This window comes from Streptomyces sp. NPDC050161 (genome assembly GCF_044460025.1).
In the GTDB taxonomy this organism is placed as follows: Bacteria; Actinomycetota; Actinomycetes; order Streptomycetales; family Streptomycetaceae; genus Streptomyces.
The window spans coordinates 124,159-147,906 of the sequence record NZ_JBITJM010000013.1 but is presented as its reverse complement, the minus strand read 5'-3'; the positions used below and the strand labels follow the sequence as shown (position 1 = coordinate 147,906).

The following is a 23,748-nucleotide window of genomic DNA, read 5'->3' as shown; positions in this document are numbered from 1 at the left end:
ATCCCGGGGTGGGCTGAACTCGCCCTGCGGAGCGCGGAATTCCGCGCGGGCGGTGGGGGCGTACGGGATCCGACGGGTCCTCCGCGGCGGCCAGCCGGGTGAAACACGCGCATTTCGGGCTCACCAGACGTCCCGAAAAGCATATTGCCCGTTTCTATGTGTCTGCCCACCGGCCGTGGCGAGCACCGCGTCACGGCTTTGCCGGAGCCCGGAGGAGAACTGTCATGTCGTCGCCTCTCGCCAAACGGTCCGTCGAAGCGGTCCTGTCCGTACTGCTGGTCCTGCTGAGCGCCCTCGGCATCGGCGGCCAGAGCGCGGTCGCGGCGGTCGCGCCGGCCGCCGAGTCGTCCGTCGCACCGGCCGGACCCGACTGGGACCGCATCGCCCGCTGCGAGAGCGGTGGCCGCTGGCACACCAACACCGGCAACGGCTACCACGGCGGCCTGCAGATCGCCCCCTCCACCTGGCGGGCCTACGGCGGCAAGCGGTACGCGCCGCGCGCCGACCTCGCGTCGAAGTCCCAGCAGATCGCGGTCGGCGAGCGCATCGCCCGCGACCGCGGTCTCGCCCCGTGGCCCAACTGCGGGCGGCTCGGTGCGACGGGCACCGCGGAGAACGGCGTCAGCAGCGCCACCCACGAGCCCCCCACCGCCCAGCACACACCGGCGCCGCAGGCACGCAAGCACCACGGCGGCACCACACCCCGCACATCGGGCGACACCACACCCCGCACCTCAAGCGGCACCGTGCACCAGCACACCGGCGGCCGGCTCACCGGCAAGAGCTACGTCGTGCAGCAGGGCGACTGCCTCTCCGTCATCGCACAGCGCGCCCACATCTCCGGCGGCACCCAGGCCCTCTACGAGCTGAACAAGAAGACGCTCCACGAAGGTCCTGACCACATCTACCCCGGTCAGCACCTGGTCCTGCGGGCCTGAGCGCGGCACCGCGAGCCATCGCCCGCACCGTGGAGAGGCAGCATTCCGTGAGAAGCAGGCCGTACGCGGAGAACCGTCCGGTGCAGCACCGCACCGGAGCCCTTCGCCCCGCTCCCCGCACCGCCGTCGGCTGTGCCGCGGCGGGCCGTACCACCCGACGACCGCGCCCGGACCGGCACTCCGATGGGCGGAGTGCAGCGGTCCGGGCGGCGGGAGCGCTCCGGGGGAGAGCGCGTGACCGGGCCGGTCAGGGCAACCGGCCCGATCCGATGGTGGTTCAGCTGCCGTTGACCGGGTTGACGAAGGTGCCGGGGTGGGTCGCGGCGGACTGGTCGAGGATGGCGCCGCCGAAGGGCCACTTCAGCTGGAAGTTCTGCTTCTCGTTGGGCGGCGTGATCACGACGATGCCGGGCTCGACCTTCTTGTCGCTGCCGCTGGTGGTGGGCAGCAGGCTGATGGTGAAGGAGGTGTGCTCGCCGGGCTTGAGGGTGCGGGCGGTCGCCGGCTTGTTGGAGCGCTGCAGGTCCCAGTCGCCCTCGCCGCCCTTGATCTGAACGCCGGGGAAGCCCTGGATGGTGCAGCTGCTGCTGCCGGTGTTCTTGAGCCACACGGCCGCGGTCTGCTGATCGTCGCTGTTCATGTCGGGCCTGCCGCCGCCGTCGGCGCCCCAGCCGGCCGTCATGTTGGCGGTGGTGCAGCGGCCACCGGAACCACCGGCGCCGGGCGCCGCGTTGGGCTTGCCGGTGTCGCCGCCGGAAGCCTTGGAGTCGCCGGAACCGGCGGCCGGCTTGCCGGCCTCGGCGGCGGGGGCGTCGGCGGCGGGGGTGTCGGCCTTCGGGTCAGCCGCGGACTGCTGGGAGGCGTCGGCCGCGGAGGCGGTGGGCGCGGCTCCCGAGGCGTCGGCCTTGCTGTCGTTGCACGCGGTGAGCGACAGGGCGGCGGCGAGCAGCGTGGCGGCGGCAGCGGCCTTGCGTCCGTGGCGGAGAGCGGTGTGGCGCGACATGGTGGTTCCCCCTGGATGGGCGGTGGTGGGTGAGGCGGCCCTTCGTCCGGCCCGCTGACATCAACAGTGCCGGGCGGCGCTGGTGATCTGCTAACGAGCGGCTAACGTCCTGAAGGCGTGCCGCTCACCGGGCCGTGAACCGGCAGGCGAGGGAGAACGGCGCAGGTGGGGGACGGGGCCGGGAAGCCGGTGCGGGCGCGCCACCCGCCGGGTCGAACTTCCCACAACGGAAAGGGAATTACCCACACTTTGTGCGGCGGTCGTGTGCCAATGTGGACGTGGATCGCCTCGCTTCACACGTTCTCAAGAGCTGAGTGGGTACCGATGATCTCCAGTGGTGCAACACCGCTCCCCGGCTGGCGGGGCGGCGACGGAAACGCCGCCTATCTGGACAAGACGCTGCGGCACGAACCGGTCGAGCTGGGTCTCAACGAACGGGTCGGCGGCAAGCTGCTCATGGCGTTGGTGGGCAGGGCGGCGCTGGTCGCCGCCGTCGTCGCCACGGTCTTCGGCTTCGCCGCGGCGCAACTGCTGAAACACCCGTCGGGCAGGACCAACAGGTCCAACGCCGGTCCCCAGGGGGAAAATCCCCTGGACGGTCTGTTACCGACGACCGTGGCCGGCGCCAGCACGGTGATCTGCTGGATCCTCGTCTTCCTCGCCGTCCTCTTCCTCAGCCGGGTGCCCGAACCGGTCGCCGAGTGGCGGGTGCTGCTGGCCGACCGGCCCGACCGGGCGGAGACCGTGTACCAGCGGATCAAGTGGTCCCTGACCACCCGCAACTACCCCATCAAGGCCAAGGCGTTCGGCACCCGCATCGCGCTGCACCGCAAGCCGTACGTCGCCTACGTCTCGGTCTTCAACTACGGCACCAGCCTCTACCTCGGCTGGACGATGTGGCGGGCGCGCCGCGGCACGACCCTGTTCGCCCGGTACTTCGTGGAACTCTTCCGCAGCATGACGGGCGACGGCGGTATCGAGCGCCAGATGTTGCGCAGCGAAGGTGCCACGGTCATGCGCGAGGCGGTCCATCTGGCCTGCCGCGAGGGGCTGATGGTCGCCGTCGAGAGGGGGGCGGGTGCCGCGGGCGATGTGGCGCGGTCCCACCCCATGCCGCCGCCGGCCGCACCGCCCGGCGCTGCCCCGGCCCCGTCCGCCCTGCCGGGGCAGAACCGTGAGCCGTCCGTGCGGGACGGGGAGGCCGGCGCCGCCGGATGAGCGTCCTCGTCTCGGACGGGCCCGCGGGGGCGTGGGCCTGGGCCGGTCTCCGGCTCGAACCCGAACCTGCGATGTCCGCCAATGGCGCCCACGTCGGCCTGCCCGAGGCCCAGCGGCGCGCCGAGGCGACCGCGCTCGAACAGGTCTGGCTGTCCCGGCAGTGGCAGCCGGACGGGCGCGCCTTCGAGCTGCGGTACGTCACGGCACCGGGCGGCGGCGTGCGCTGCGTGCTGCTCTGCCGGATGCACGGTCCTGACGGGGCATCGGCGTCCGCCGCGGTCCTGGCCCTGCGGGAGGCGGTGGCGGACACCCCGCGGCACGTCAGGTCGGAGCCGATCGCCGACGAGGACGAACTGCGTGCGGCGCTCGTCCCGTCGGCCACCCCGCGGCCCTGCCTCGCCGAGGTCCGCAAGCGCATGGCGTGGGGGTGGCTGGAGCGCCGGGACGCCGACTTCCGGCTGGGGGTGGTGTGTGTCCCGCTGCGCGGCGGGACGGTCAGCTGGGAGCCGGTGTGGGACGCCCTCGCCCGCGCGGGTGAGGGCACGGTGGCCGGTGTCTGTCTGGAGCCGTACGCGCCGCCGCCGGAGCTGCTCTCCTACCTGCGCTATCTCGCCCAGGAGTACGACCGGCTCGCCAGGCCGGGACGGCCCAACCCGGTGTTCGTGCAGGACGTCCCGCCCGATCCGTTCGCGGTGCGCGCGGCGCCGCTCCACCAGCGGGCGCTGGACGCCTGCGCGGGCCCCGGCTACCGGCTGCGGGTCTCCGTCGCCGGGGCCGGTCCCGGCGTCCGCGGTCTCGCCCAGCAGATCGCCGCCACGCTCTCGCCGGCCACCGCGACGGGCGGCGGTGCGGTGGCCGCCGATGTCCCGGCGCACGAGTGGGCGGCTGCCTGGACCAATCTCACCGGCCTCCAGCGCGCCTGGCTCGACACCGCCCACGGCCAGGACGTGCCGCTTCCGCTGGGCGAACCCGAGCAGGTCCTGGCCGACCTCGTCGACGTGCCGCAGGCCGCCGCCGCCTTCCGCTTCCCGTACGAGATCCCGGGCCGCCCACCGCTGTTCGCCACCGCGGCACGGGGCGCCGGGGCTTTTGGCCCGCGCGCGGCGGGCGGCGCCCCGGCCGGGCACGACCCGTACGCCCCGGACTTCTGACCCGCCCGCCCCACCACCCTCTGGAGCCCGCTGTGCCATCCCCCGACCACGTCCTCACCTTCGCGTTCGACGGACCCGCCGACGACACCGACGATCAGGCCCGCTCGCTCGCCGAGTGGCTGAACGACGACGAGGAACTCAGCGGCGCGGCACGGCTGCGGATGGTGCCGCCCGCGCCCGGGGAGCAGGGCGGGCTCGCGGATGCCGCCGAGGTGCTGGGGGTGGTGGGCCCGGTGGTGGAGGCGCTGGTCAGCTGTGTGGGGGTGTGGCTCGTCCAGCGGGCCAGGTCCCGGCGGGTCAGCCTGCGGGTGAGCCGTCCCGACGGCACCCGCGTCGAGCTGTCGGCGGGCAGCCCGGAGGACGCGGCGGCCGTCGAGGCGCAGCTGCGCGGGTTCCTGGATCCAGGCCCCGGCGGGCAGGGCTGAGCGGCGGACCGTGCCGTCCGATTCCTGGCCGCCGCTGGTCCCGGTGGCAGCGCGCTCCGCCGCCGTCCTGATCGGCACCGCGACGGCCGTGGTACCGGGCTCGCTGCCGCCGCTCCCGCAGGCCGCGGCGAGCGTCACGGCGCTGGCCGCGGCGCTCACCGGCCCGCTCGGTGCCTTCGACCCCAGCGCCGTACACCGCCGTGTCGACCCGCAGACCCCGGTCGACGTGCTCCGGCTGCTGCCCCCGCCGGGACGCGCCCCGCTCGACGTACTCCTCTTCTTCTACGCGGGCCACGGCCTGCTGGGCGAGGACAAGCGGCTGTGCCTGGCGCTGCCGGGTTCGGTGGACGAGGGGCCGGTGGCGGAGCGCACCTCGTTGCCCGTCGCCGCCGTCTTCCAGGCGATGCGGCAGGTGCGGGCCGAGCACAAGGTCGCCGTGCTGGACTGCTGTTTCGCCGGCCGGGCGCTGGACGCGGCGGGCGCGGCCGACATCCATCTGCTGACCGCGGCGGGCCGGACGAAGAAGGCGCTCACCCCCGAGGGCCACGAGCACACCGGCTTCACGGCCGCCCTGCTGCGGCTGGCCGCCGACGGGATACCCGACGGGCCCGACCACCTCGACCTCGGCACGCTCTACCGGCACCTCGCCGTCACCCTGCCCGCTGCCGGGCTGCCGGAGCCGCTGCAACGGGCCTTCGGCAGCACCGGGGATCTCGCGCTGTTCCGCAACTCCGCGCACGGCACCGCGCACACCCGCCCCGGGCTGCGCGCCCGCGCCCGCTTCGCGGCGCAGGTCAGGGCGCTGGGACGGCGGGGGCGCCCCGGCCGGGCGGCGCAGGCGGCGCGGCTCTTCGCGGCACTCGCCGGGGACGCCACGGCGGCACTCGGCCCCGCCCATCACGACAGCCTGCGCTACCGCCACGCCCATGCGTCCACGACCGGTGAGGCGGGCGACCCGGATGCGGCATGTGCCTTGCTGGAGCGGATCGTTGCGGAGGGGCCGCCGGAAGCGGCCGGTGCCCAGGGGCCGGCGGCGGCCCGTGCGAGCCTGGAGTTCTGGCGCCGCGAGGCGGCCGGCCGGCCAGGACCTGACGTGCCGCCGCCCTGACGCGGGTGGCCCCCGACCGTCTCTCTACCGCCCCGCGACCGCCTCGGCGAGTGCCAAGACCCGGCGGGCGTCCTCGACGTGCAGGTTCTCGATCATCCGCCCGTCGACGGTGACGACGCCGCGTCCCTCGCGTGCCGCCTCCTCGAAGGCGTCGATGATCCGCCGGGAGTGGGCGACCTGTTCCGGTGAGGGGGCGAACACCTCGTTGCACGGGCCGACCTGCGCGGGGTGGATGAGGGTCTTCCCGTCGAAGCCCCACTGCCGTCCCTGGACGCACTCGGCCTCGAAACCGGCGAGGTCGCGCACGTCGTTGTAGACGCCGTCGAGGATCGCCTTGCCGGATTCGCGGGCGGCGAGCAGTGCCAGCGAGAGGCCGGTCAGCAGCGGCGCCCGGCCGGGTACGTGCTCCGCGTGCAGCTCCTTGGCCAGGTCGTTGGTGCCCATCACCAGCACGGTGAGCCGTTCACTGGCGGCCGCCACCGCACGGGCGTCCAGCATCGCCCGCGGCGTCTCGACCATCGCCCAGATCGCCGTACGGTCCGGGGCGCCCGCCGCTTCCAGGGCCCGTTCGACGTCCCGTACGGTCGCGGCGGATTCCACCTTGGGCACGACGACGGCGTCCGGGCCGGCTTCGGCCGCGGCCCGCAGGTCGTCGGCGTGCCAGGCGGTGCCGGGCCCGTTGACCCGGATGGTCACCTCGCGGTGGCCGTAGTCGCCGGACGCCGCGGCGGCGGCCACCCGCTGCCGTGCCTCGGCCTTGGCGTCGGGTGCGACGGCGTCCTCCAGGTCGAGGATGAGCGCGTCGGCCGGCAGGGACCTGGCCTTCTCCAGGGCGCGGGCGTTGGCGCCCGGCATGTAGAGCACGGAGCGGCGCGGTCGCAGGGTCGCGTCGGGCACGGTGGTCACTCCTTTTCGGCGGCGGCGTAGGCGTCGCGCAGTTCGGGGTCGCGGGCGGCGAGGGTGTCGGCGAGGCGGGCGACGACCTGGCACTGCTTGTACGTGGCGTCGTCCTGCATCTTGCCGTCGATCATGACCGCTCCGGTGCCGTCCCCCATCGCCTCGATGACGCGGCGGGCCCAGGCGACGTCGGCGGGCGCGGGCGAGAAGACCTTCTTCGCGATGCCGATCTGCACCGGGTGCAGGCTCCAGGCGCCGACGCAGCCGAGCAGGAAGGCGTTGCGGAACTGGTCCTCGCAGGCGGTGGTGTCCTTGATGTCGCCGAACGGGCCGTAGTACGGCAGGATCCCGTGCGCCGCGCACGCGTCGACCATCCGCGCCAGGGTGTAGTGCCACAGGTCCTGCTGGAAGACGGCGCGCGGCGCGTCCGGCTGCTCCGGCCGCGGGTCCTGGCGTACGAGGTAGCCGGGGTGTCCGCCGCCGACCCGGGTGGTCTTCATCCGGCGGCTGGCGGCGAGGTCGGCGGGGCCGAGCGAGATGCCCTGCATCCGGGGGCTGGCCCCGGCGATCTCCTCGACATGGGCGACGCCGGTGGCGGTCTCCAGGATCGCGTGCACCAGGATCGGCCGCCGCACGCCGGCCTTCGCCTCCAACTGGGCGAGCAGCCGGTCGACGTAGTGGATGTCCGCGGCGCTCTCCACCTTCGGCACCATGACGACGTCCAGCTTGTCGCCGATCTCGGTGACCAGGGTGAGCAGGTCGTCCAGCGCCCAGGGCGAGTCGAGGCTGTTGATGCGGGTCCACAGCTGGGTGTCGCCGAAGTCGGTGGCCCTGGCGATGTTCACCAGTCCCGCGCGCGCGGCCTCCTTGCGGTCGGCGGGGACCGCGTCCTCCAGGTTGCCCAGCAGCACGTCGACGGTGGGGGCGATGGACGGCACCTTCGCCGCCATCTTCTCGTTGCCCGGGTCGAAGAAGTGGATCATCCGGGACGGCAGGAACGGCACGTCACGTACCGGCGTCGGCGCCCCGACAGCCAGCGGGCGGAAGAAGTCCTTCGGAGAGCGCATGCAGTCTCCCTGGTCGGATCGAGGGTGGCAGGCGGCCCCGCGCCGGGTCCGCCGCGGCCTCACTCTAGGGGCGCGGAACGGCGATGCTACTGGCCAGTATGTGTGGGGTTGGTCACCGACGGCGAGGGGCGGGGCGGGAGTTGGCGCGCCGCGGCCGGGCGGGTGTGCGGGCTGCGATGTCCGGATGAGACGCCCGTAATTGGTCCAGGCCACTCGGCGCGGCCCGGCCAGGAGTGCGGCATTCCGTCCCCCGAATTGGTCTAGTCCTATTACGGTCCGATGCATTGACATGGCCCCGACGACCGGGCTATCCCGGTACCCAATGCCGCTGCGTACGGGGGGAATTGGCGGTCCACATCCTCACACCTTGGACGGACATGAGACAGCTGCGCACGCTCCGAACGGCCCTCACCGCAACCGTCGCCGCCGTGGCCGCGGCGGGTCTGGCCGTGCTGGGCGGTGGTCCCGCCCAGGCGGCGACGCCCCTCCCGCACCGCGTCTTCGCCCCCTACTTCGAGTCGTGGACCGGTGAGAGCCCGGCCAAGCTGGCCGCCGACTCCGGTGCCAAGCATCTGACGATGGCGTTCCTCCAGACCACCGAGCAGGGCTCCTGCACGCCGTACTGGAACGGTGACAGCGGTCTGCCGATCGACCCCACGTCGTTCGGCGACGACATCAAGACCATCCAGAAGAACGGCGGCGACGTCATCCCCTCGTTCGGCGGCTACACCGCCGACACAACCGGCACCGAGATCGCCGACAGCTGTACCGACGTCGACAAGATCGCCGCCGCGTACGAGAAGGTCATCACGACGTACGACGTCTCACGGCTCGACATGGACATCGAGGTCGACTCGCTGGACAAGTCCGACGGCATCGACCGGCGCAACAAGGCCATCAAGAAGGTCCAGGACTGGGCCGCGGCCAACGGGCGCCAGGTCGAGATCTCCTACACGCTGCCGACGACCACCGACGGCCCGGCCGACAACGGCGTCGCGCTGCTGCAGAACGCGGTGGACAACGGCGCCCGGGTGGACGTCGTGAACCTCATGACGTTCGACTACTACGACAACGCAAGCCACGACATGGCCGCCGACACCAAGACCGCGGCCCAGGGCCTGCACGACCAACTCGCCTCGCTCTACCCGGACAAGACCGCGGCCCAGCTGTGGGGCATGGTCGGCGTCACCGAGATGCCCGGGGTCGACGACTTCGGCCCGGCCGAGACCTTCACCCTGGACAACGCCAAGACGGTCTACGACTGGGCGGTGTCCAAGGGCATCAACACCCTCTCGTTCTGGGCGCTCCAGCGGGACAACGGTGGCTGCCCCGGAGGCGCAGCCGCGGACAACTGCTCCGGCATCCAGCAGGACACCTGGGACTTCACCCACCTCTTCGCGCCCTTCACCGGCGGCGGCGTGGCCCCGGCCCGCACCTCCTGACACCACCCCCGCGCACCTTCACGGCGATGCCCGGCAGGCCCCCTGCCGGGCATCGCCGCGTCCGGCGCCGGACGCGGCCCGGCAGCCCGTGCGTGCGTCAAGAACCTGTCAACAAGCCGTAGGGATCATGTAAGTTCGCCGGTGGAGTGCCGGGAAGCCTGGTCGGCGAATGAGGGAGAACTCTCTTCACCGACCGAGGGGCGCCACTGCCATGACCCGCACGTACCGCAGCCCGGTGGCTCCGGTGGCCCGTATGTTCCGCGTCAATGACTCCGTCGGCATCGCCGTAGCGGCCGACGATGAGGCGCAGGACATTCCGGAATCCGAAGGAGCCACCATGCGCGCACGTGACCTCGCGGTCGACTACCCGTCCGTCGGCATCGACAGCGACGCACTCGACGCCGCCCGGCTGATGGCCCGTCAGCAGCTGCCCGCCCTGCTGGTGGTCGACGCCGCCGGCGCGCCCGCCGCGATCCTGCCCGCCTCGCAGGTGGTCAGGACGCTGGTGCCCGACTACGTCATCGATGACCCGGCGCTGGCCGCCCTCATCGACGAGAAGCACGCCGACCGCCTGGGCCGGGCGCTGGACGGCCGCCGCGTCGGTGACTGCCTGCCCGCCACGGCACTCCCGCTGCCGGTCGCCGACCCCGACGACACGGCGCTCGAAGTCGCCGCGCTCATGGCGCAGGTCCGCAGCCCTCTGGTGGCGGTGGTGGCGACGGAAGGGCAGGGGCGCAACCGGCGCCTCATCGGGGTGATCACCGCCTCGCACCTTGTGACCCGACTCCTCGGAGAGACATGAACGACTGGCAGAGCTGGGCGGCGATCGTCGTCTTCACCGGCACCTACGCCCTGATCATCAGCGAGAAGGTGCACCGGGTCGCCGCCGCGCTCGGCGGTGCGGGGCTGATGCTCGCGATCGGGGCCACCGACGACGTCTCCGCGTTCTACTCCGAGGACAGCGGCATCGACTGGAACGTCATCTTCCTGCTGATGGGGATGATGATGATCGTCGGCGTACTGAAGAAGACCGGCATCTTCGAATACCTCGCGATCTGGGCCGTCAAGAGAGCCGGTGCCCGGCCGTTCCGGGTGATGGTCATGCTGATAGTGATCACGGCGGTGGCCTCGGCACTGCTGGACAACGTCACGACCGTGCTGCTCGTCGCCCCCGTCACCCTCCTCGTGTGCGAGCGGCTCGCGCTGCCCGTCGCGCCCTTCCTGATCGCCGAGGTGCTGGCGTCGAACATCGGCGGCACCGCCACCCTCGTCGGCGACCCGCCCAACATCATCATCGCCAGCCGCGCCGGACTGACCTTCAACGACTTCCTCGTCCACCTGGCCCCGCTGAGCGCGTTCCTGATCGTCGTCCTGATCGCCCTGTGCCGCTTCCTCTTCCGCAAGACCTTCGTCTACGACGCGGACCGGGCCGCCGAAATCATGGAGCTGGACGAGCGCGAGGTCCTGAAGGACCGGCGGCTGCTCGCCCAGGGCCTGGCCGTGCTGCTGCTGGTCGTGGCCGGGTTCGTGCTGCATCCCGTGCTGTACATGGAGCCGAGCATCGTCGCGCTCCTCGGCGCCGGTCTGCTCGTCGCCGTCTCGTCCGTGCGGACCGGCGACGTGCTGACCGAGGTCGAGTGGCCCACGCTCGCCTTCTTCGCGGGACTGTTCATCATGATCGGCGGGCTGATCGACACCGGCGTCATCGGACAGGTCTCCAAGGCGCTCGCCGACACCATCGGCAGCAACGAAGCCGGCGGCTCGATGGTCCTGCTCGGCGCGTCCGCCGTACTGTCCGGCGTCGTCGACAACATCCCCTACGTCGCGACCATGGCCCCCATCACCCAGGACCTGGTCCACCAGATGGGCGGCGGCGCCGACCACGTCCTGTGGTGGGCCCTCGCGCTGGGCGCCGACCTCGGCGGCAACGCCACCGCGATCGGCGCGTCCGCCAACGTCGTCGTCCTCGGCATCGCCGAACGCCACCGACAGCCCATCGGCTTCTGGCAGTTCACCAAATACGGCCTCGTCGTCACCGCGGTCACCGTCGCGCTGTCCGCCGGATACATCTGGCTGCGGTATTTCGCGCTGGCATGAGGCGCCGCCGGGCCCGCCGCGATATCCGCATTGACGGACCGGGTGCTGTGCGACGGAAATACGGCGGTAAAGCGCGGGCCGGCCGCGCCGGAGCCGATGCGGGCGGTGCCGTGGCTTTACGCTCGCCGGCGTGGCCAAAATCGTGGATGCGGTAAAGCGGTTACTCATCGGGCGGGCGCTGCCGAGTGAAGGGCTCCAGGAGACGCTGCTGCCCAAACGGCTCGCACTGCCGATTTTCGCCTCCGACCCGCTGTCGTCGGTCGCCTATGCCACACAGGAAATCCTGCTGGTGCTGACCCTGGCGGGGCTCGCCACCCTGCACCTGGCCACCTGGGCGGCGCTCGCCGTCGTCGCGCTGCTGGCGGTGGTGGTGCTGTCCTACCGCCAGGTCGTGTACGCGTATCCGTCGGGCGGCGGCTCCTACGAGGTGGTGTCGACCAACCTCGGCCCGTCGGCGGGGCTCGTCGTGGCGGCGTCCCTGCTCGTCGACTACGTGATGACGGTCGCCGTCTCCATCGCGTCGGGTGTGGACAACATCATCTCGGCAATTCCGGCCCTCCACGAATACCGGACGGGGATGGCGCTGGTATTCGTCGCCCTGCTCGCGACGGTGAATCTGCGCGGGGTAAGGGAATCCGGCCGCGCTTTCGCCGCGCCCACCTATCTCTTCATCGCCGGGGTGCTTCTCATGTGCGCCACGGGCCTTTTCCGCTGGGCCGTCGGCGACGCGCCGGTGGCGGAATCCGCCCGCTACGGCGTCGAACCCGCGCCGGGAGACGCCCACTTGGCCGGATTCGCGCTGCTCATGCTGGGCCTGCGGGCGTTCTCCAGCGGCTGCACCGCGCTGACCGGGGTCGAGGCCATCTCCAACGGCGTCCCGGCGTTCCGCAGGCCCAAGTCGAAGAACGCCGCCGCCACGATGAGCGTGATGGGCCTGATCGCGATCGTGATGTTCTCCGGCATCACCGCGCTCGCCCTGATCGCCGACGTCCACATCACCGACGACACCTGCCGCCTGACCGGCTTCACCGGTGACTGCGCGAGCACCCCGCAGCGCACCGTCATCGCCCAGCTCGCGGCGGCGATCTTCGGCGGCGTGCACAGCGTCGGCTTCTTCTACCTCCAGGCCGCCACCGCCCTGGTCCTGGTGCTGGCCGCCAACACCGCCTTCAACGGCTTCCCCCTGCTGGCGTCCATCCTGGCCCAGCACCGCTATCTGCCGCGCCAGCTCCACACCCGCGGTGACCGGCTGGCCTTCTCCAACGGCATCGTCGCCCTGTCGGTGGTGGCCGGCGCCCTCCTCTGGGCCTTCCACGCCTCCGTCACCCAGCTCATCCACCTCTACATCCTGGGCGTCTTCACCTCCTTCACGCTCTCCCAGACCGGCATGGTCAGGCACTGGAACCGCGCCCTGCGCGCCGAGCAGGACCCGGCCGTGCGGCGCCGCCACCAACTCACCCGCGCCATCAACGCGTTGGGTGCCGTGGTCACCGGCCTGGTGCTGGTCGTCGTGCTGCTCACGAAGTTCCTCCAGGGCGCCTACCTGGCGGTGCTGGCGGCCGTCATCCTGTGGCTGATGATGCGCGGCATCCGCCGGCACTACGACCGCACCGCGGCCGAACTCGCCGTCGCCGACCCGCGGACGGAGCTGGTGCTGCCCTCGCGGGTGCACGCCGTCGTACTCGTATCCAAGATCCACAAGCCGACGCTGCGGGCGCTGGCCTACGCGCGCGCCACCCGGCCCGACACGCTGGAAGCCCTCACCGTCGCCGTCGACCGCGGCGAACTCGACGCCCTCACCGCGCAGTGGGAGGCGGCCGGCTTCGACACGCCCCTGAAGACCCTGGCCTCCCCGTACCGCGAGATCACCCGCCCCGTCGTCGAGTACGTCCGCTCCATCGTCCGGGCCGGCCCCCGCGACGTGATCAGTGTCTTCATCCCCGAATACGTCGTCGGGCGCTGGTGGGAGAACCTCCTGCACAACCAGTCGGCGCTCTGGCTCAAGAGCAGGCTGCTGTTCACGCCAGGGGTGATGGTCACCAGCGTCCCCTGGCAGCTCCGCTCCTCCACCCGCAGGCCACCGCGGCCCAGCGTGCGCGCCCCGGGCTCGGTCCGCCGCGGCGAGCCCGCGCTGGCCGCCTGGGCGCGGCGCGGCACCGGCCGGGGGCGCGGCACGCCCCCGGAGTCCGGCGCCGGGTGACGCCTGGCACCGGCCGCGGTCAGCCCGGCAGGCCCGGTGCCAGCGCGCTGCCGAACGCGGCGGCGAGACGGCACATGTCCTCCGTCGCGTCCGCCTGGTAGGCGCCGAGGGTGAGCTGCCCGAACGACGTCGGCCACTTGACCAGGCAGCCGTTCCCGGCCTCGTTGGGCGCGGCCTCCGCGGACGGCGCGCCGCTGACCGGGATCGGCGTCGGTGTCCCGCTGATGCTGAGGGCTCCCGACGAGTACACGAGAGTGAAGGTGCCGTAGGGCGACTGCCAGCGGCAGGCTCTCATTCCCGTGCCGGTCTCGGGGGTGCCGGTGCCCAGCTGCCACTGGGCGGAGACCGATGCGCCGGGGGCGCTGCACGGGTCGGCAGACGCGCCCGATGCGCCGCCCGAGATGCCGCCCGGCTCGATCCCGGGCGACGGCATGGCGCTGGGGTAGGAGGTGGGGTAGGCAGTGGGATAGGCGGTGGGGTAGGAGGTGGGGTAGGCGGTTTCGGTGCCCGCGCTCGGGCTGACCGGCCAGTCGGGTTCCGCGTCGCCGTGGTGCAGCAGCGACCAGCCGCCGAAGCCCACCACGGCCACCGTCAGGACCGTCGCGACCACGGTCGTCAGCAGCGTGGCATGCGACCACTTGGCGCGCTCCGGTGACTTCCGCGACGTCGTCCCGTCCGCTTCCTTCGTCCCGAAAGGCCGCCCGGGTGCCGCCGCCGGCGGGGTGCCCCGCACCCACTCCTGCCGGTCCGTGTCCCAATAGCTCATCCTGTCCCCCTCATCCCAGCAGTGCGGAGATCGCCTGGACGACGGCCACCGCCGAAGCCAGTCCGCCGGCAAGTGTGCTGCCGCTGGTCAGCAGTGCCCGCAGTCGCTCCAGGCGTCCGCGCTCGGCCTGCTGCGTCCGCGCTATCCCGCCTTCCAGCAGCGTGAGCTGATCCGTGAGTTCGGCGATGGCATGGTCGTCGCCGTCGCCGTCGGAACCGGTGGCCGCGACGGGCAGCTCGGCGCGCAACTCCGCGAGCGCCCGCACCAGTTCGGGGGAGGCGAGGACCGGGCGGCGGGACGCGTCCAGCGCGTGCGCCTCCGGGCCGGCGGCCACCGCGCCACCCGTCATCGTGCCGATGGCGATGCCGGACGGAGGCGGCGTCGCCCCCGCAGGCGCCGGGGCCGCGGGTGCCGGTGCCGGGGCGCGGTCGGACCTGTCCTCGGCCCGTGCCCGTTCGCCGGCGGCGACGGCGCCGCCCGTCATCAGGCCGATGACGATGCCGCCCCGGTCCGCCCCGCCCGTCCGCGCGGGCTCATCGGCCGTCCGCCGCCCGCCGTCGTCCCGCTCGCCCTGCTCGTTCGGGTCCGTTGTCACGACTTCTCGCCCCCCGGGCCGTGCTTGGCCTTCGCGCCCTGCCCCGCGGCCACCGCGCCGCCGCTCATGGTGCCGATGAAGACGTTGCCCTCGCTGACCTGGACCACCTGCCGGTCGAAGCGCTCGGTCTCGTAGCCCTTGCTGCTGAGCGCGTCGCCCACGCCGCTGGCGATCCGGTCCTGGATCGTCTTCACGTACCGGCTGATGTCCATCTCCTGGAAGAGCGAGATGTCCTTGGTGCTGCCCAGCTCCCGCACCGACGTCACCGGGCCGTCGGGCAGCGCCCGTTCCGGCTCGATCAGCCAGATCATGAACGCCGAGACCAGGGTGCGCACGGCGGAGACCGCGGCGGCGAAACTGGCGGTCGGGGCGCTCAGCAGGGCCCGCACGCCGTCGCGTACCAGGTTCTCCGTGCTGTGCTCGGCGATCACGTCGACCGCCCGGTACTCGGGACGCACCGGATTGAGCACATGCGGCACGACCTCCAGGACGAGCATCCCGCCCTGGGTGTGGACGCGCACCAGCACCGACACCACGACCTGCTCGTCCGCGCCGACCCTGATCCGCAGGAAGTGCCGCCGCGCCTCGCCGCCCTCGTCCACCGCCTCGCGCAGGTGCTGCCGCACCGTCTCCACGTCGTAGGGCACGTCCGCCCGCGTCACCCCCGCCGGCAGGTACACGAACTCCTTGATCTCCATGTCCTTGAGCCGGTCGAGGCTGGTGGCCGCCGCGGCGTCCCGCAGCGCCTCAAGGCGTGGCCTGATCAACTCGATGACCTGGGCGCTGGTGAGCGGCGCCAGGCCCGGCTCCGCACTGCCCCTGCGCTTCAACTCCAGCGCGAACGACCAGGGTTCGTAGGGCGAGCCCACGCCGATGAACGGGCGGAAGGGGTCGTAGATGGTGAGCCCGGCGTGCTGCTCGCGCTCCACGGACGCGCTGATCCGCCGGTAGCGGTCGTACGGAGGCAGCTCGGCGCGCGGCAGCTCGGCGAACTCCTCGCGGCCCAGCTCGCTGCGCAGCACCCCCGAGACGCGGGTGCGGTGCAGCCAGATCGTCAGCGCGATCAGTATCGGGAAGAGGACGGCGGGCCAGTTGGCCGCCGAGCCGAAGACGAAGCCCGTCAGGGCGAGCGCCCAGTACACCGCGACCAGCACCCGGGAGCCGATCGGGGCCAGGGCCAGCAGCCGGCCGCGCTGCCCCGGTACCGCGGCGCGCAGCGTGGTCCGGTCCACGGTGTAGACGGCGGTGCCCAGGCCGCTGCTCGCCCGCACGCTCCACATCACGAGGCACAGCGCGCCGTACCCGAGCGGCCACGCCATGGCCATCTCCCCCCAAGGGGAGCCGTACGCGTAGTCGATGACGAAGAAGCCCACCCAGACGCACAGCAGCAGGAGGGCGGTGGGTACCTCCAGCTTCCGGGCGCGCAGCGCGTGCGCGAGGACCGGTACCGCGTCCACCCCCACCGACGGCGCGATCGGCCGCTCCTCGTGCTGCACGAGCTGTTCGATCACGGAACTGCGGAAGGTGTTGTCGAGATAGACGCCGGCGCAGAGCAGCCGGGTGGCTTCACTGCGGGCGCAAGGCATGCCAGATTCGGACATCAGTTGTCCCCCGATCGCCGAACTCCGGCCCAGATGCCGGGAGTTGACGCACTTTCAGGCCATAGCATAGCGACTGGCGGGGTGGGCAGGTAGGGGTTTCGCCGGGCCTGCCAGGTGCCCGGACGGGGTGGTCGCGGGGCGGGGCGACGGGTGGCGAAGCGGCGGCGGGCGGTGAAGTGGCGGGCGGTGCGCCCGGAGTGGCGGTGATCCGTCGTGACCGATTCCGTCGGACTCTTTACGGGGACATCCGGCGTCATGTTTATGGGACATCCACCGCCGGAAATCCGTGACGTAATTCGCCTTTCTTCGGTGGCGGATTAATGCGCCCCGCAATCATCAGGATCCACGTCACTTCTTTTGATGAATTTGTGAGAGTCCGGCGTTTGCCCACTCATCGTCGCCGGTGGGTGCCGGTATATGCACGGACGCCATTCAATTTGCGTGAAGTAAGCACCCCGTTAATCTTCCGGTGACTGTTGACAGCCGGAATCAGCCAGATCTACGGTTGCGACCGCCTGATCAAAGGGCATGCAGCACAGGGGAGTTCACCGGAATACGCTGGCCTTTCCGGCCTGCGGTGTGTCATTTCCCCGCTGTGCACCACCCCTCCCATTTCCCACGACAGGAGAGCTGATATGCCTACTGCCATGCTGGAAGACTTCGACCTCGACATCCGCGAGCTCCTCACCGACGAGGAGGCCGACACCGCCGCCAAGGCCGAGACCACCACGGTGATTCTCACCCACACCTGCGGCTGCTGATCCGGCGGTACCGGGGCCCGCGGCGCACCGCCGACGGGCCCCGGCCCTTGACCGCGTCGCCGCTCGCAGGGCGCGGCGCGTCGGCCCCGCACCGGAGGTAAGGAGCGCCCGCAGATGTCCCAGCAGTCCCTCTTCCAGGCCGCCGGTATCGGCATGCTGCGCGCCCCTGTCCGCCCGGTGGACGCCGCCCGCGTCGCCCTGCCCGCCCCGGACCCCGGGACGGACGAGGCCGCCGGGCTGCTGGCCGCGCTGCGCGCGCTGGTGGACGGCCCGCCGGTGCGCGAGGCGGTCGAGGTCTCCAGCCCCTCCCTCGCCGGCCTGCTGCGCCGGGTCCTGGACGCGGGGCAGGACGTACCGCTCACCCAACTCCGCCGCGCCGTACGCGCGTTGACCTCCTACCGGCTGCGGATGAGCACCCGCGCCACCCCCTTCGGGCTGATGGCAGGCGTCGCCCCGGTGCGCTTCGCCGGGCCGGGCGAGATGCCGGACGTGCGCTTCGGCGCCGCGCACCGCCGCGTGGTGCGCCCCGACCGTGAGTGGCTGACCGGCCTGGTGGCCGCCTGGGAGCGGCGCCCCGGCGTGCTGCGCGAACTGCGCGTGGTGGCCAACGCGCTGTGCCGGGTGCGCGGCGGACGGCTGGTGCTGCCGTACGTGCCGCAGTCCGCCCAGGAGGAGGGCGCGGCCGGCACCGTTCAGGAGGTCAGCCTGCGGCACACGCGCGTGGTCGCGGCCGTCCTGGAACTGGCCCGCCGCCCGGTGTCCGGCGCGGAGCTGGCCCGGACGCTGCTGGCGCGGTTCCCCACCGCGACCGCGGACGCGGTGGACGGTCTGCTGGTGCAACTGGTCGGCAAGGACATCCTGCTGACCGATGCCCGCCCGCCGTTGGAGGAGACCGACCCGCTCGGACACGTCCTGCGCGCCTGCGCGGGGGCACTCCCCCAAGCCCTCCCGGAATACGCCGAACTGCTCGCCGTACAGGAGGAGTTGGCGCACTACGCGACCCGCCCCGCCGGCGCCGGAGGACCGGCCCTGGAGAAGGTCACCGCGCGGATGCGGGACCTGCGGGAGCGGCCCCAGCTGCTCCAGGTAGACCTCGCGCTGGACGCCGAGGCGCGGCTGCCCGCCGACGTCGCCGACGAGGCCGCCCGCGCCGCCGGGCTGCTGTGGCGCCTGACCCCTGACACGACGGGCCCCGCGCACCTGCGCGAGTACCACCAGGCGTTCCTGCATCGCTACGGCACCGACCGCCTCGTGCCGCTGACCGACCTGCTCGACCCGGACACCGGCCTGGGCGCACCGGCCGGCTACCGGCGACCGCCCAGCCCGCGCACCGTCCCGCCCGCCGCGCCGGACGCGGAACGCGACCGCGTGCTGGCCGAACTGGCCCAACAGGCCCTGCTGGACGGCGGGTCCGAAGTGGTGCTGGACGACGACCACCCCGCCGTACGCCTCCTCGCCACGGACGGCGGCAGGCCACCGGAGTCGCTGGAGATGGCCGTCCACCTGCTGGCCGCGGACACCGACGCGCTGGCCCGCGGCGACTTCCGGCTCGTCCAGGCCAACAGCTCCCGGCAGGCCGGAGCGCTGCTCGGCCGGTTCGGCTACCTGCTCGGCGACGGAGCCGACGCCGAACTCGCCGCACTGGTACGCGCCGAGGAGGGGGAAGCGCCGGGGGACGGGGACGCGCTGCGCGCCCAGGTCGCCTTCCGGCCCGGCAGGTCCCGGGTCGGCAACGTCGCACAGGTGCCGCAGTGGCTGGACCGCGTCCTGCCGGTCGGCTGCTTCGCCGACCCCGACGACCCCGGCGTACTCGACCCGCGCCACCTGGCCGTACGCGCCGACCACGACCGGCTCCTCCTGGTCGACGCGGTCACCGGACGCCGCGTCGACCCCGCCGTCTTCCACATGCTCAACCCGGAGTGGGACCTGCCCAACGCGGCGCGCTTCGTCTGCGAGATCACCGCGAGCGGGCGCCGCCGCTGGCAGACGTGGCACTGGGGCGGCGCCGAGATCCTGCCCCACCTGCCGCGGGTCCGCTACGGGCGCACCGTGCTCAGCCCGGCGCGCTGGCGCCCCGATGCCCGACTCCGCGCCACCGAGCCCCCGTTCGACCGATGGTGGCAGACCTTCCGCGACTGGCAGCGGCGCTGGCACGTCCCCGACCGGGTACAGGTCGGCTGGGCGGACCGCTTCGTCTCCCTCGACCTGACCCTGCCGGGCCACCCGCAACTGCTGCGCCACGAACTGCTGCGCACCGACCGGGCCGAACTGCGCGAGACCCCCGCCGACGCCGCCGGACTCCCCGACGGCTGGCTGCACGGGCCCGAAGGCGCGCACCACACCGAGGTGGTCATCCCGCTGCTCGGCACGAGCCCCCGCCAGGACCCGCCCGCCGCCGTACGGCCCCCACGCCGCCCCGCACCGCCGCGCCCGCCCGGCACCGTGCACCTGCCGGGCGGCGAATGGCTCCAGCTCTGCCTCTACACCCCCGCCGAACGCCACGAAGAGCTGCTCGCCACCCAACTCCCGCCGCTGCTAGGCCAGTTGCCCGACCAGGTCGACCGCTGGTTCTTCCTCCGCTACCAGGACGCCGCGGGCCCGCACCTGCGCCTGCGCTTCCACGCCCCGCCGTCCGTGCTGGCCGGGGACCTGCTGCCGCTCCTGCACGAGAGGGCCGCGGCGCTGCACACGGGCGGCCTGACCGGCCGCGTGGTGTGGGACAGCTACGACCCGGAACTGGAGCGCTACGGCGGCCCCGATGCCATGGCCGCCGCCGAGCGGGTCTTCCACGCCGACAGCCTCGCCGTCCTGGAACACCTCCGGCGCCGCCACACCCGCGAGGACGGCACCGACCCCCTCCTCCTCGCCGCCGCGGGCTTCGCCGATCTGGCCCGCGCCTTCCACCTGCCGGACGCCGGGCCGACGGCGCCCGACACCCCGCACCCGGCCCACCTGCCCGGCGGTGCCCTGCCGTCCGGCGTCCCCCCGCTCCCCACCGGCGCGGACTGGCTGCTGCGCACGATCCCCAAGGACGAGGACCTCCAGCGCTCCTTCCGCCGCCACCGCCGCCAGGCCCTGCCCCTGGTCGACCCCTACCGCGCGGGCCCCGGACCCACCGCCGACGCGGCCCTGCGCGCCCTGTGGGACCAGCGCGCCGAGGCGACCGCCCGCTACGGACACCTCCTGCGCGGGCTCGGCGACCGCTGCTGGTCGGACCCCGACCAGGCGCTCAGCTCCCTGCTGCACATGCACCACAACCGCCTGGCGGGCACCGACCGGAACGCCGAACGCCTCGCCCACGCCATCGCCCGCGGCGCGGCCCAGGCCCACACCGACCGCAGACGGCACACCCGGTGACGGCCACGGAACCGCTGCGCGCCCGCGCCGCCGAAGCGGTGTCCGAGATCGCCGGACGGCTGGCCGATCCCGAGCGGGTCGCCGCAGCCGCCCCGGACTGGGCCCCGCTGAGCCTGGACGCCGGGCACCCAGGACTCGCGCTGCTTTTCGCCGAACTCGCCCACTACGAACCGGAGTTGCGTGCCGTCACCCACGCGCACCTGGCCGAGGCCGCCGCACACCTGACGGGCAGGGCGGGCCCCAGCCTCTACCACGGCGTACCGGCCCTGGCCTTCGCCGCCCACACCGCACGGCAGGCCCCGCAGCACTACGCCGGCCTCCTCGAACGCCTCGACCCGCTGCTCGACGCCGCCCTGCACCGCGCCCTGAAGGACGAACACACCCGTCTCGCCGCGGGCCGCCCCGGAGTGCGCTGCTCCCGGTACGACCTGGTCAGCGGCGTCACCGGACTGACCAGGCTGCTGCTGGCACGACAGGAAACCCACCGGGAGGCGCTGGCCGAAGCGCTGTCCTACCTGGTCCGTCTCACCCGCCCGCTGTCCCTGGACGGCGAGCCGGTACCGGGCTGGTGGGCCCCCGAAGGACCGGTCGGCCCGGACCCCGCGTTCCCCCGCGGCCACGTCAACTACGGCCTGGCGCACGGCATCAGCGGCCCCCTCGCGGTCCTGTCCGCCGCCCTGCTCGCCGGCACCTCCGTACCCGGAGTCCGCCGGGCCGTGACCGACCTCGCCGGCGAACTGCTCACCCGGCGCACCACCGAAGGCGGCTGGCCCGCACTGATCCCCCTGGAGCGCTACGGCAAGGAGCCGCCTCCACCAGGACGCAGCGCCTGGTGCTACGGCACCCCCGGCGTCGCCTGCGCCCTCCACCGCGCCGGCCTGGCACTCGGCCGCCCCGACCTCCAGCGGACCGCGGTCGACGCACTCGCCGCCGACCTCGACCACCCCCGCCGCGTGACCGACCCCACCTTCTGCCACGGCCGGGCCGGCCTGCTGCACCTCTGCCACACCCTCGCCACCGCGTCCGGCGACCCCCGCCTGACCGCCCACCGCGACACCCTCGCCACCCAACTCCTCACCGCCCACAGCACCCCCGGCCCCCACGACCACCCCGGCCTCCTCACCGGCACCGCAGGCATCGCCCTCGCCCTCCACGCCTACGCGACCGGCACCCTGCCCGCCAGCGGCTGGGACGGGGCACTCCTCCTGAGCTGACCGTCGGGCCAGGAGTGATCCTCATCAACCGCCCCACCCCCGCCCGGGGCGTAAATCCGCAGGTCAGAGAGGCCGTCGAGGGTTTTGGGTTGACTGTCCGGAATTTGACCGGATCGCCCCATGGATAGCAGCCTTCCCCCCTGACCCGCGCACCGAGCGGTCCTGCGTCTCGTGAGCGCGTGCGTCCTTGCGGTGCGTCCTGCCCCTGCGCGAATGCCCCCAGCAAGGAACCTCATGTCGACTTCCCCTGCCCGAACCGCCACCGCCGCCGCCCCCACCGGAACGGATCCCGCCACGGACGGCGACGAAGACGGCCATACGCCGCCCACGCCGCCGCCCGGAGACCGCAAACGCACCGACATACCGGTGCTCGCCCTCAGCGGCGGGCTGCTCATCGCCTTCGTCCTGGCCGCGCTGATCGCCCCCACGGCCACCGGCGATGCCGTCAACGCCGCCTTCACCTTCGTCGCGCGCTGGTTCGGCCCGCTGTGGCAGGTGCTGCTGCTCGCCACCTTCGGCGTCGCGCTGTGGCTGGGCTTCTCCCGGTACGGCAAGGTGCGGCTCGGCGGTGCCGGAGCACGTCCGGAGTACGGCAGGTTCCAGTGGGTGGCGATGATCATGTCGACGCTGCTCGCGGGCGGCGGCGTCTTCTTCGCGGCGGGCGAGCCCGTACAGCACTACGTCTCGACACCCCCCTTCTACGAAGGTGTCGAGAGCGGCACCCGGCAGGCGACCGAAGCGGCGCTCTCCCAGAGCTTCGCGCACTGGGGCTTCCTCGCCTGGGCCGTCCTCGGCACCCTCGCCTCGATCGTGATGATCCGCGGCCAGGAACGCGGCATGCCGCTGCGCCCGAGGACGCTGCTGTACCCCTTCCTCGGTGAGCGCATCCGGCACTCCCGGCTGGGCGCCGCCGTCGACGTCGTCTGCGTCATCGCCGTGGTGGCCGGGACCGTCGGGCCGATCGGCTTCCTGGGGCTCCAGGTCTCCTACGGTCTCTCCGAGGTGTTCGGTATCCCCAACGGCTACCCGGTGCAGCTCGGCGTCATCGTGCTGCTGACCGTCGTTGCCGTGCTGTCCGTCGCCAGCGGCGTCAACCGCGGCATCCAGTTCTTCAGCAAGGCCAACGTCTGGCTCGCCGTCGTCCTGATGGCCGTCTTCCTCGTCCTCGGCTCCCTCGGCTTCGTCCTCGACTCGTTCCTCGGCGGGTTCGGCCAGTACGTACGGGACTTCGTGCCGCTGGCGCTCAACCGGGGCGACCACGCGTGGCTCGGCTCCTGGACGGTCTTCTTCTTCGGCTGGTTCCTCGGCTACGGGCCCCTGATGTCGATCTTCGTGGCCCGCATCTCCAAGGGCCGTACGCTGCGTGACCTCGTGGTCTCCACCGCGGTCATCCCCCCGCTGGCCACCATGTTCTGGTTCACCGTGTTCGGGGGCACCGGCATCTTCCTCGAACAGCAGCACCCCGGCACCATCTCGGGCCCGCTCAAGGCCGTCGGCATGGACGCCGCCGTCATCTCCATGGCCCAGCAGCTCCCGATGGGCGCCGTGGTCGCGGTCGCGCTGCTCCTGCTGACCATCACGTTCGTGGTGACCACCACCGACTCGATGTCCTACAGCATCGCCGCCGCCGGAACGACGTCCGGCGAACCGGCCCGCGCGGTACGCGCCTTCTGGGCCCTCCTCATGGGCGCGGCGGCTGCCGTCCTCATCCTCGTCGGCGACGGCGGCATCACCGCCCTGCAGTCGTTCATCGTCATCACGGCCGTACCCGTCGGCTTCATCATGCTCCCGACCCTCTGGACCGCCCCGCGCGTGGCCAAGGAGATGGCCAGGGAACAGGGCGTCATCCCGGAGTGACGCCACCGTGGTGCCATCGGAGCCAAAGTGGTGCCACAAAGGCTTGTGGTG

Annotated in this window: 18 protein-coding genes and 1 pseudogene; 13 read left to right on the top strand and 6 right to left on the bottom strand. The window is 72.8% G+C overall.

Annotation, left to right across the window (positions count from 1 at the left end):
* Positions 1 to 224: 224 nt before the first annotated feature.
* Positions 225 to 938, top strand: a complete 714-nt coding sequence (locus ACIBK8_RS22090) for a transglycosylase family protein (protein WP_399043492.1) — start codon at positions 225 to 227, stop codon at positions 936 to 938.
* A 277-nt stretch (positions 939 to 1,215) separates the two neighbouring features.
* Here the strand turns inward: ACIBK8_RS22090 and ACIBK8_RS22085 are convergent, their stop codons facing one another.
* The gene (locus tag ACIBK8_RS22085; RefSeq protein ID WP_399043491.1) at positions 1,216 to 1,941 is read right to left on the bottom strand and encodes a DUF4232 domain-containing protein; all 726 of its coding nucleotides are present in this window, start codon (positions 1,939 to 1,941) and stop codon (positions 1,216 to 1,218) included.
* Between the two features lie 324 nt (positions 1,942 to 2,265).
* Between ACIBK8_RS22085 and ACIBK8_RS22080 the strand changes: the two genes are divergently transcribed.
* The 4 genes from ACIBK8_RS22080 to ACIBK8_RS22065 are packed head-to-tail and all read left to right on the top strand — an operon-like array spanning position 2,266 to position 5,843.
* Complete coding sequence (locus ACIBK8_RS22080; protein ID WP_399043490.1) at positions 2,266 to 3,159, top strand: hypothetical protein; 894 nt, start codon at positions 2,266 to 2,268, stop codon at positions 3,157 to 3,159.
* The gene (locus tag ACIBK8_RS22075) at positions 3,156 to 4,310 is read left to right on the top strand and encodes a hypothetical protein (RefSeq protein ID WP_399043489.1); all 1,155 of its coding nucleotides are present in this window, start codon (positions 3,156 to 3,158) and stop codon (positions 4,308 to 4,310) included. Before ACIBK8_RS22080 ends, ACIBK8_RS22075 begins: the two co-directional genes overlap by 4 nt.
* A 32-nt stretch (positions 4,311 to 4,342) precedes the next feature.
* A complete protein-coding gene (locus tag ACIBK8_RS22070; RefSeq protein WP_399043488.1) occupies positions 4,343 to 4,735 on the top strand; it encodes a hypothetical protein in 393 nt (130 codons plus the stop codon).
* Positions 4,736 to 4,745: 10 nt separating this feature from the next.
* Positions 4,746 to 5,843 carry a hypothetical protein gene (locus ACIBK8_RS22065; RefSeq protein ID WP_399043487.1) on the top strand — a complete coding sequence of 366 codons (1,098 nt, stop codon included), beginning with the start codon at positions 4,746 to 4,748 and terminating at the stop codon, positions 5,841 to 5,843.
* A 24-nt stretch (positions 5,844 to 5,867) separates the two neighbouring features.
* Here ACIBK8_RS22065 and ACIBK8_RS22060 read toward each other — a convergent pair whose 3' ends face one another.
* Complete coding sequence (locus tag ACIBK8_RS22060; protein WP_399043486.1) at positions 5,868 to 6,740, bottom strand: HpcH/HpaI aldolase/citrate lyase family protein; 873 nt, start codon at positions 6,738 to 6,740, stop codon at positions 5,868 to 5,870.
* 5 nt (positions 6,741 to 6,745) lie between these two features.
* Positions 6,746 to 7,807, bottom strand: coding sequence for an HpcH/HpaI aldolase/citrate lyase family protein (locus ACIBK8_RS22055; RefSeq protein WP_399043485.1), 1,062 nt, complete (start codon positions 7,805 to 7,807; stop codon positions 6,746 to 6,748).
* A gap of 377 nt (positions 7,808 to 8,184) precedes the next feature.
* Here ACIBK8_RS22055 and ACIBK8_RS22050 point away from each other — a divergent pair.
* The 4 genes and pseudogenes from ACIBK8_RS22050 to ACIBK8_RS22035 form a co-directional block, all read left to right on the top strand.
* A pseudogene (locus ACIBK8_RS22050) lies at positions 8,185 to 9,234 on the top strand (chitinase); the annotation flags it as partial.
* 352 nt (positions 9,235 to 9,586) lie between these two features.
* Positions 9,587 to 10,051, top strand: a complete 465-nt coding sequence (locus tag ACIBK8_RS22045) for a CBS domain-containing protein (RefSeq protein ID WP_399043555.1) — start codon at positions 9,587 to 9,589, stop codon at positions 10,049 to 10,051.
* Positions 10,048 to 11,346, top strand: coding sequence for an SLC13 family permease (locus tag ACIBK8_RS22040; RefSeq protein ID WP_399043484.1), 1,299 nt, complete (start codon positions 10,048 to 10,050; stop codon positions 11,344 to 11,346). The genes ACIBK8_RS22045 and ACIBK8_RS22040 overlap by 4 nt, the downstream gene beginning before the upstream one ends.
* 130 nt (positions 11,347 to 11,476) lie before the next feature.
* Positions 11,477 to 13,546 carry an APC family permease gene (locus ACIBK8_RS22035; RefSeq protein ID WP_399043483.1) on the top strand — a complete coding sequence of 690 codons (2,070 nt, stop codon included), beginning with the start codon at positions 11,477 to 11,479 and terminating at the stop codon, positions 13,544 to 13,546.
* 19 nt (positions 13,547 to 13,565) lie between these two features.
* Here the strand turns inward: ACIBK8_RS22035 and ACIBK8_RS22030 are convergent, their stop codons facing one another.
* From ACIBK8_RS22030 to ACIBK8_RS22020, 3 genes are read right to left on the bottom strand one after another with little or no spacing between them, the layout of a single operon-like run.
* Positions 13,566 to 14,312, bottom strand: a complete 747-nt coding sequence (locus ACIBK8_RS22030) for a hypothetical protein (RefSeq protein ID WP_399043482.1) — start codon at positions 14,310 to 14,312, stop codon at positions 13,566 to 13,568.
* A gap of 10 nt (positions 14,313 to 14,322) precedes the next feature.
* Entirely contained in the window at positions 14,323 to 14,907 is a 585-nt protein-coding gene (locus ACIBK8_RS22025) for a hypothetical protein (protein ID WP_399043481.1), read from the bottom strand.
* Positions 14,904 to 16,508 (bottom strand): hypothetical protein, encoded by a 1,605-nt coding sequence (locus ACIBK8_RS22020; RefSeq protein WP_399043480.1) that lies wholly within the window; start codon positions 16,506 to 16,508, stop codon positions 14,904 to 14,906. The genes ACIBK8_RS22025 and ACIBK8_RS22020 overlap by 4 nt, the downstream gene beginning before the upstream one ends.
* Positions 16,509 to 17,143: 635 nt before the next feature.
* Between ACIBK8_RS22020 and ACIBK8_RS22015 the strand changes: the two genes are divergently transcribed.
* The 4 genes from ACIBK8_RS22015 (at position 17,144) to ACIBK8_RS22000 (ending at position 23,697) form a co-directional block, all read left to right on the top strand.
* Positions 17,144 to 17,269 (top strand): hypothetical protein, encoded by a 126-nt coding sequence (locus ACIBK8_RS22015; RefSeq protein ID WP_399043479.1) that lies wholly within the window; start codon positions 17,144 to 17,146, stop codon positions 17,267 to 17,269.
* Between the two features lie 114 nt (positions 17,270 to 17,383).
* The gene (locus ACIBK8_RS22010; protein WP_399043478.1) at positions 17,384 to 20,626 is read left to right on the top strand and encodes a lantibiotic dehydratase; all 3,243 of its coding nucleotides are present in this window, start codon (positions 17,384 to 17,386) and stop codon (positions 20,624 to 20,626) included.
* The gene (locus ACIBK8_RS22005) at positions 20,623 to 21,840 is read left to right on the top strand and encodes a lanthionine synthetase C family protein (protein WP_399043477.1); all 1,218 of its coding nucleotides are present in this window, start codon (positions 20,623 to 20,625) and stop codon (positions 21,838 to 21,840) included. The genes ACIBK8_RS22010 and ACIBK8_RS22005 overlap by 4 nt, the downstream gene beginning before the upstream one ends.
* 234 nt (positions 21,841 to 22,074) lie before the next feature.
* Entirely contained in the window at positions 22,075 to 23,697 is a 1,623-nt protein-coding gene (locus ACIBK8_RS22000; protein WP_399043476.1) for a BCCT family transporter, read from the top strand.
* The last annotated feature ends 51 nt before the right edge of the window (positions 23,698 to 23,748 follow it).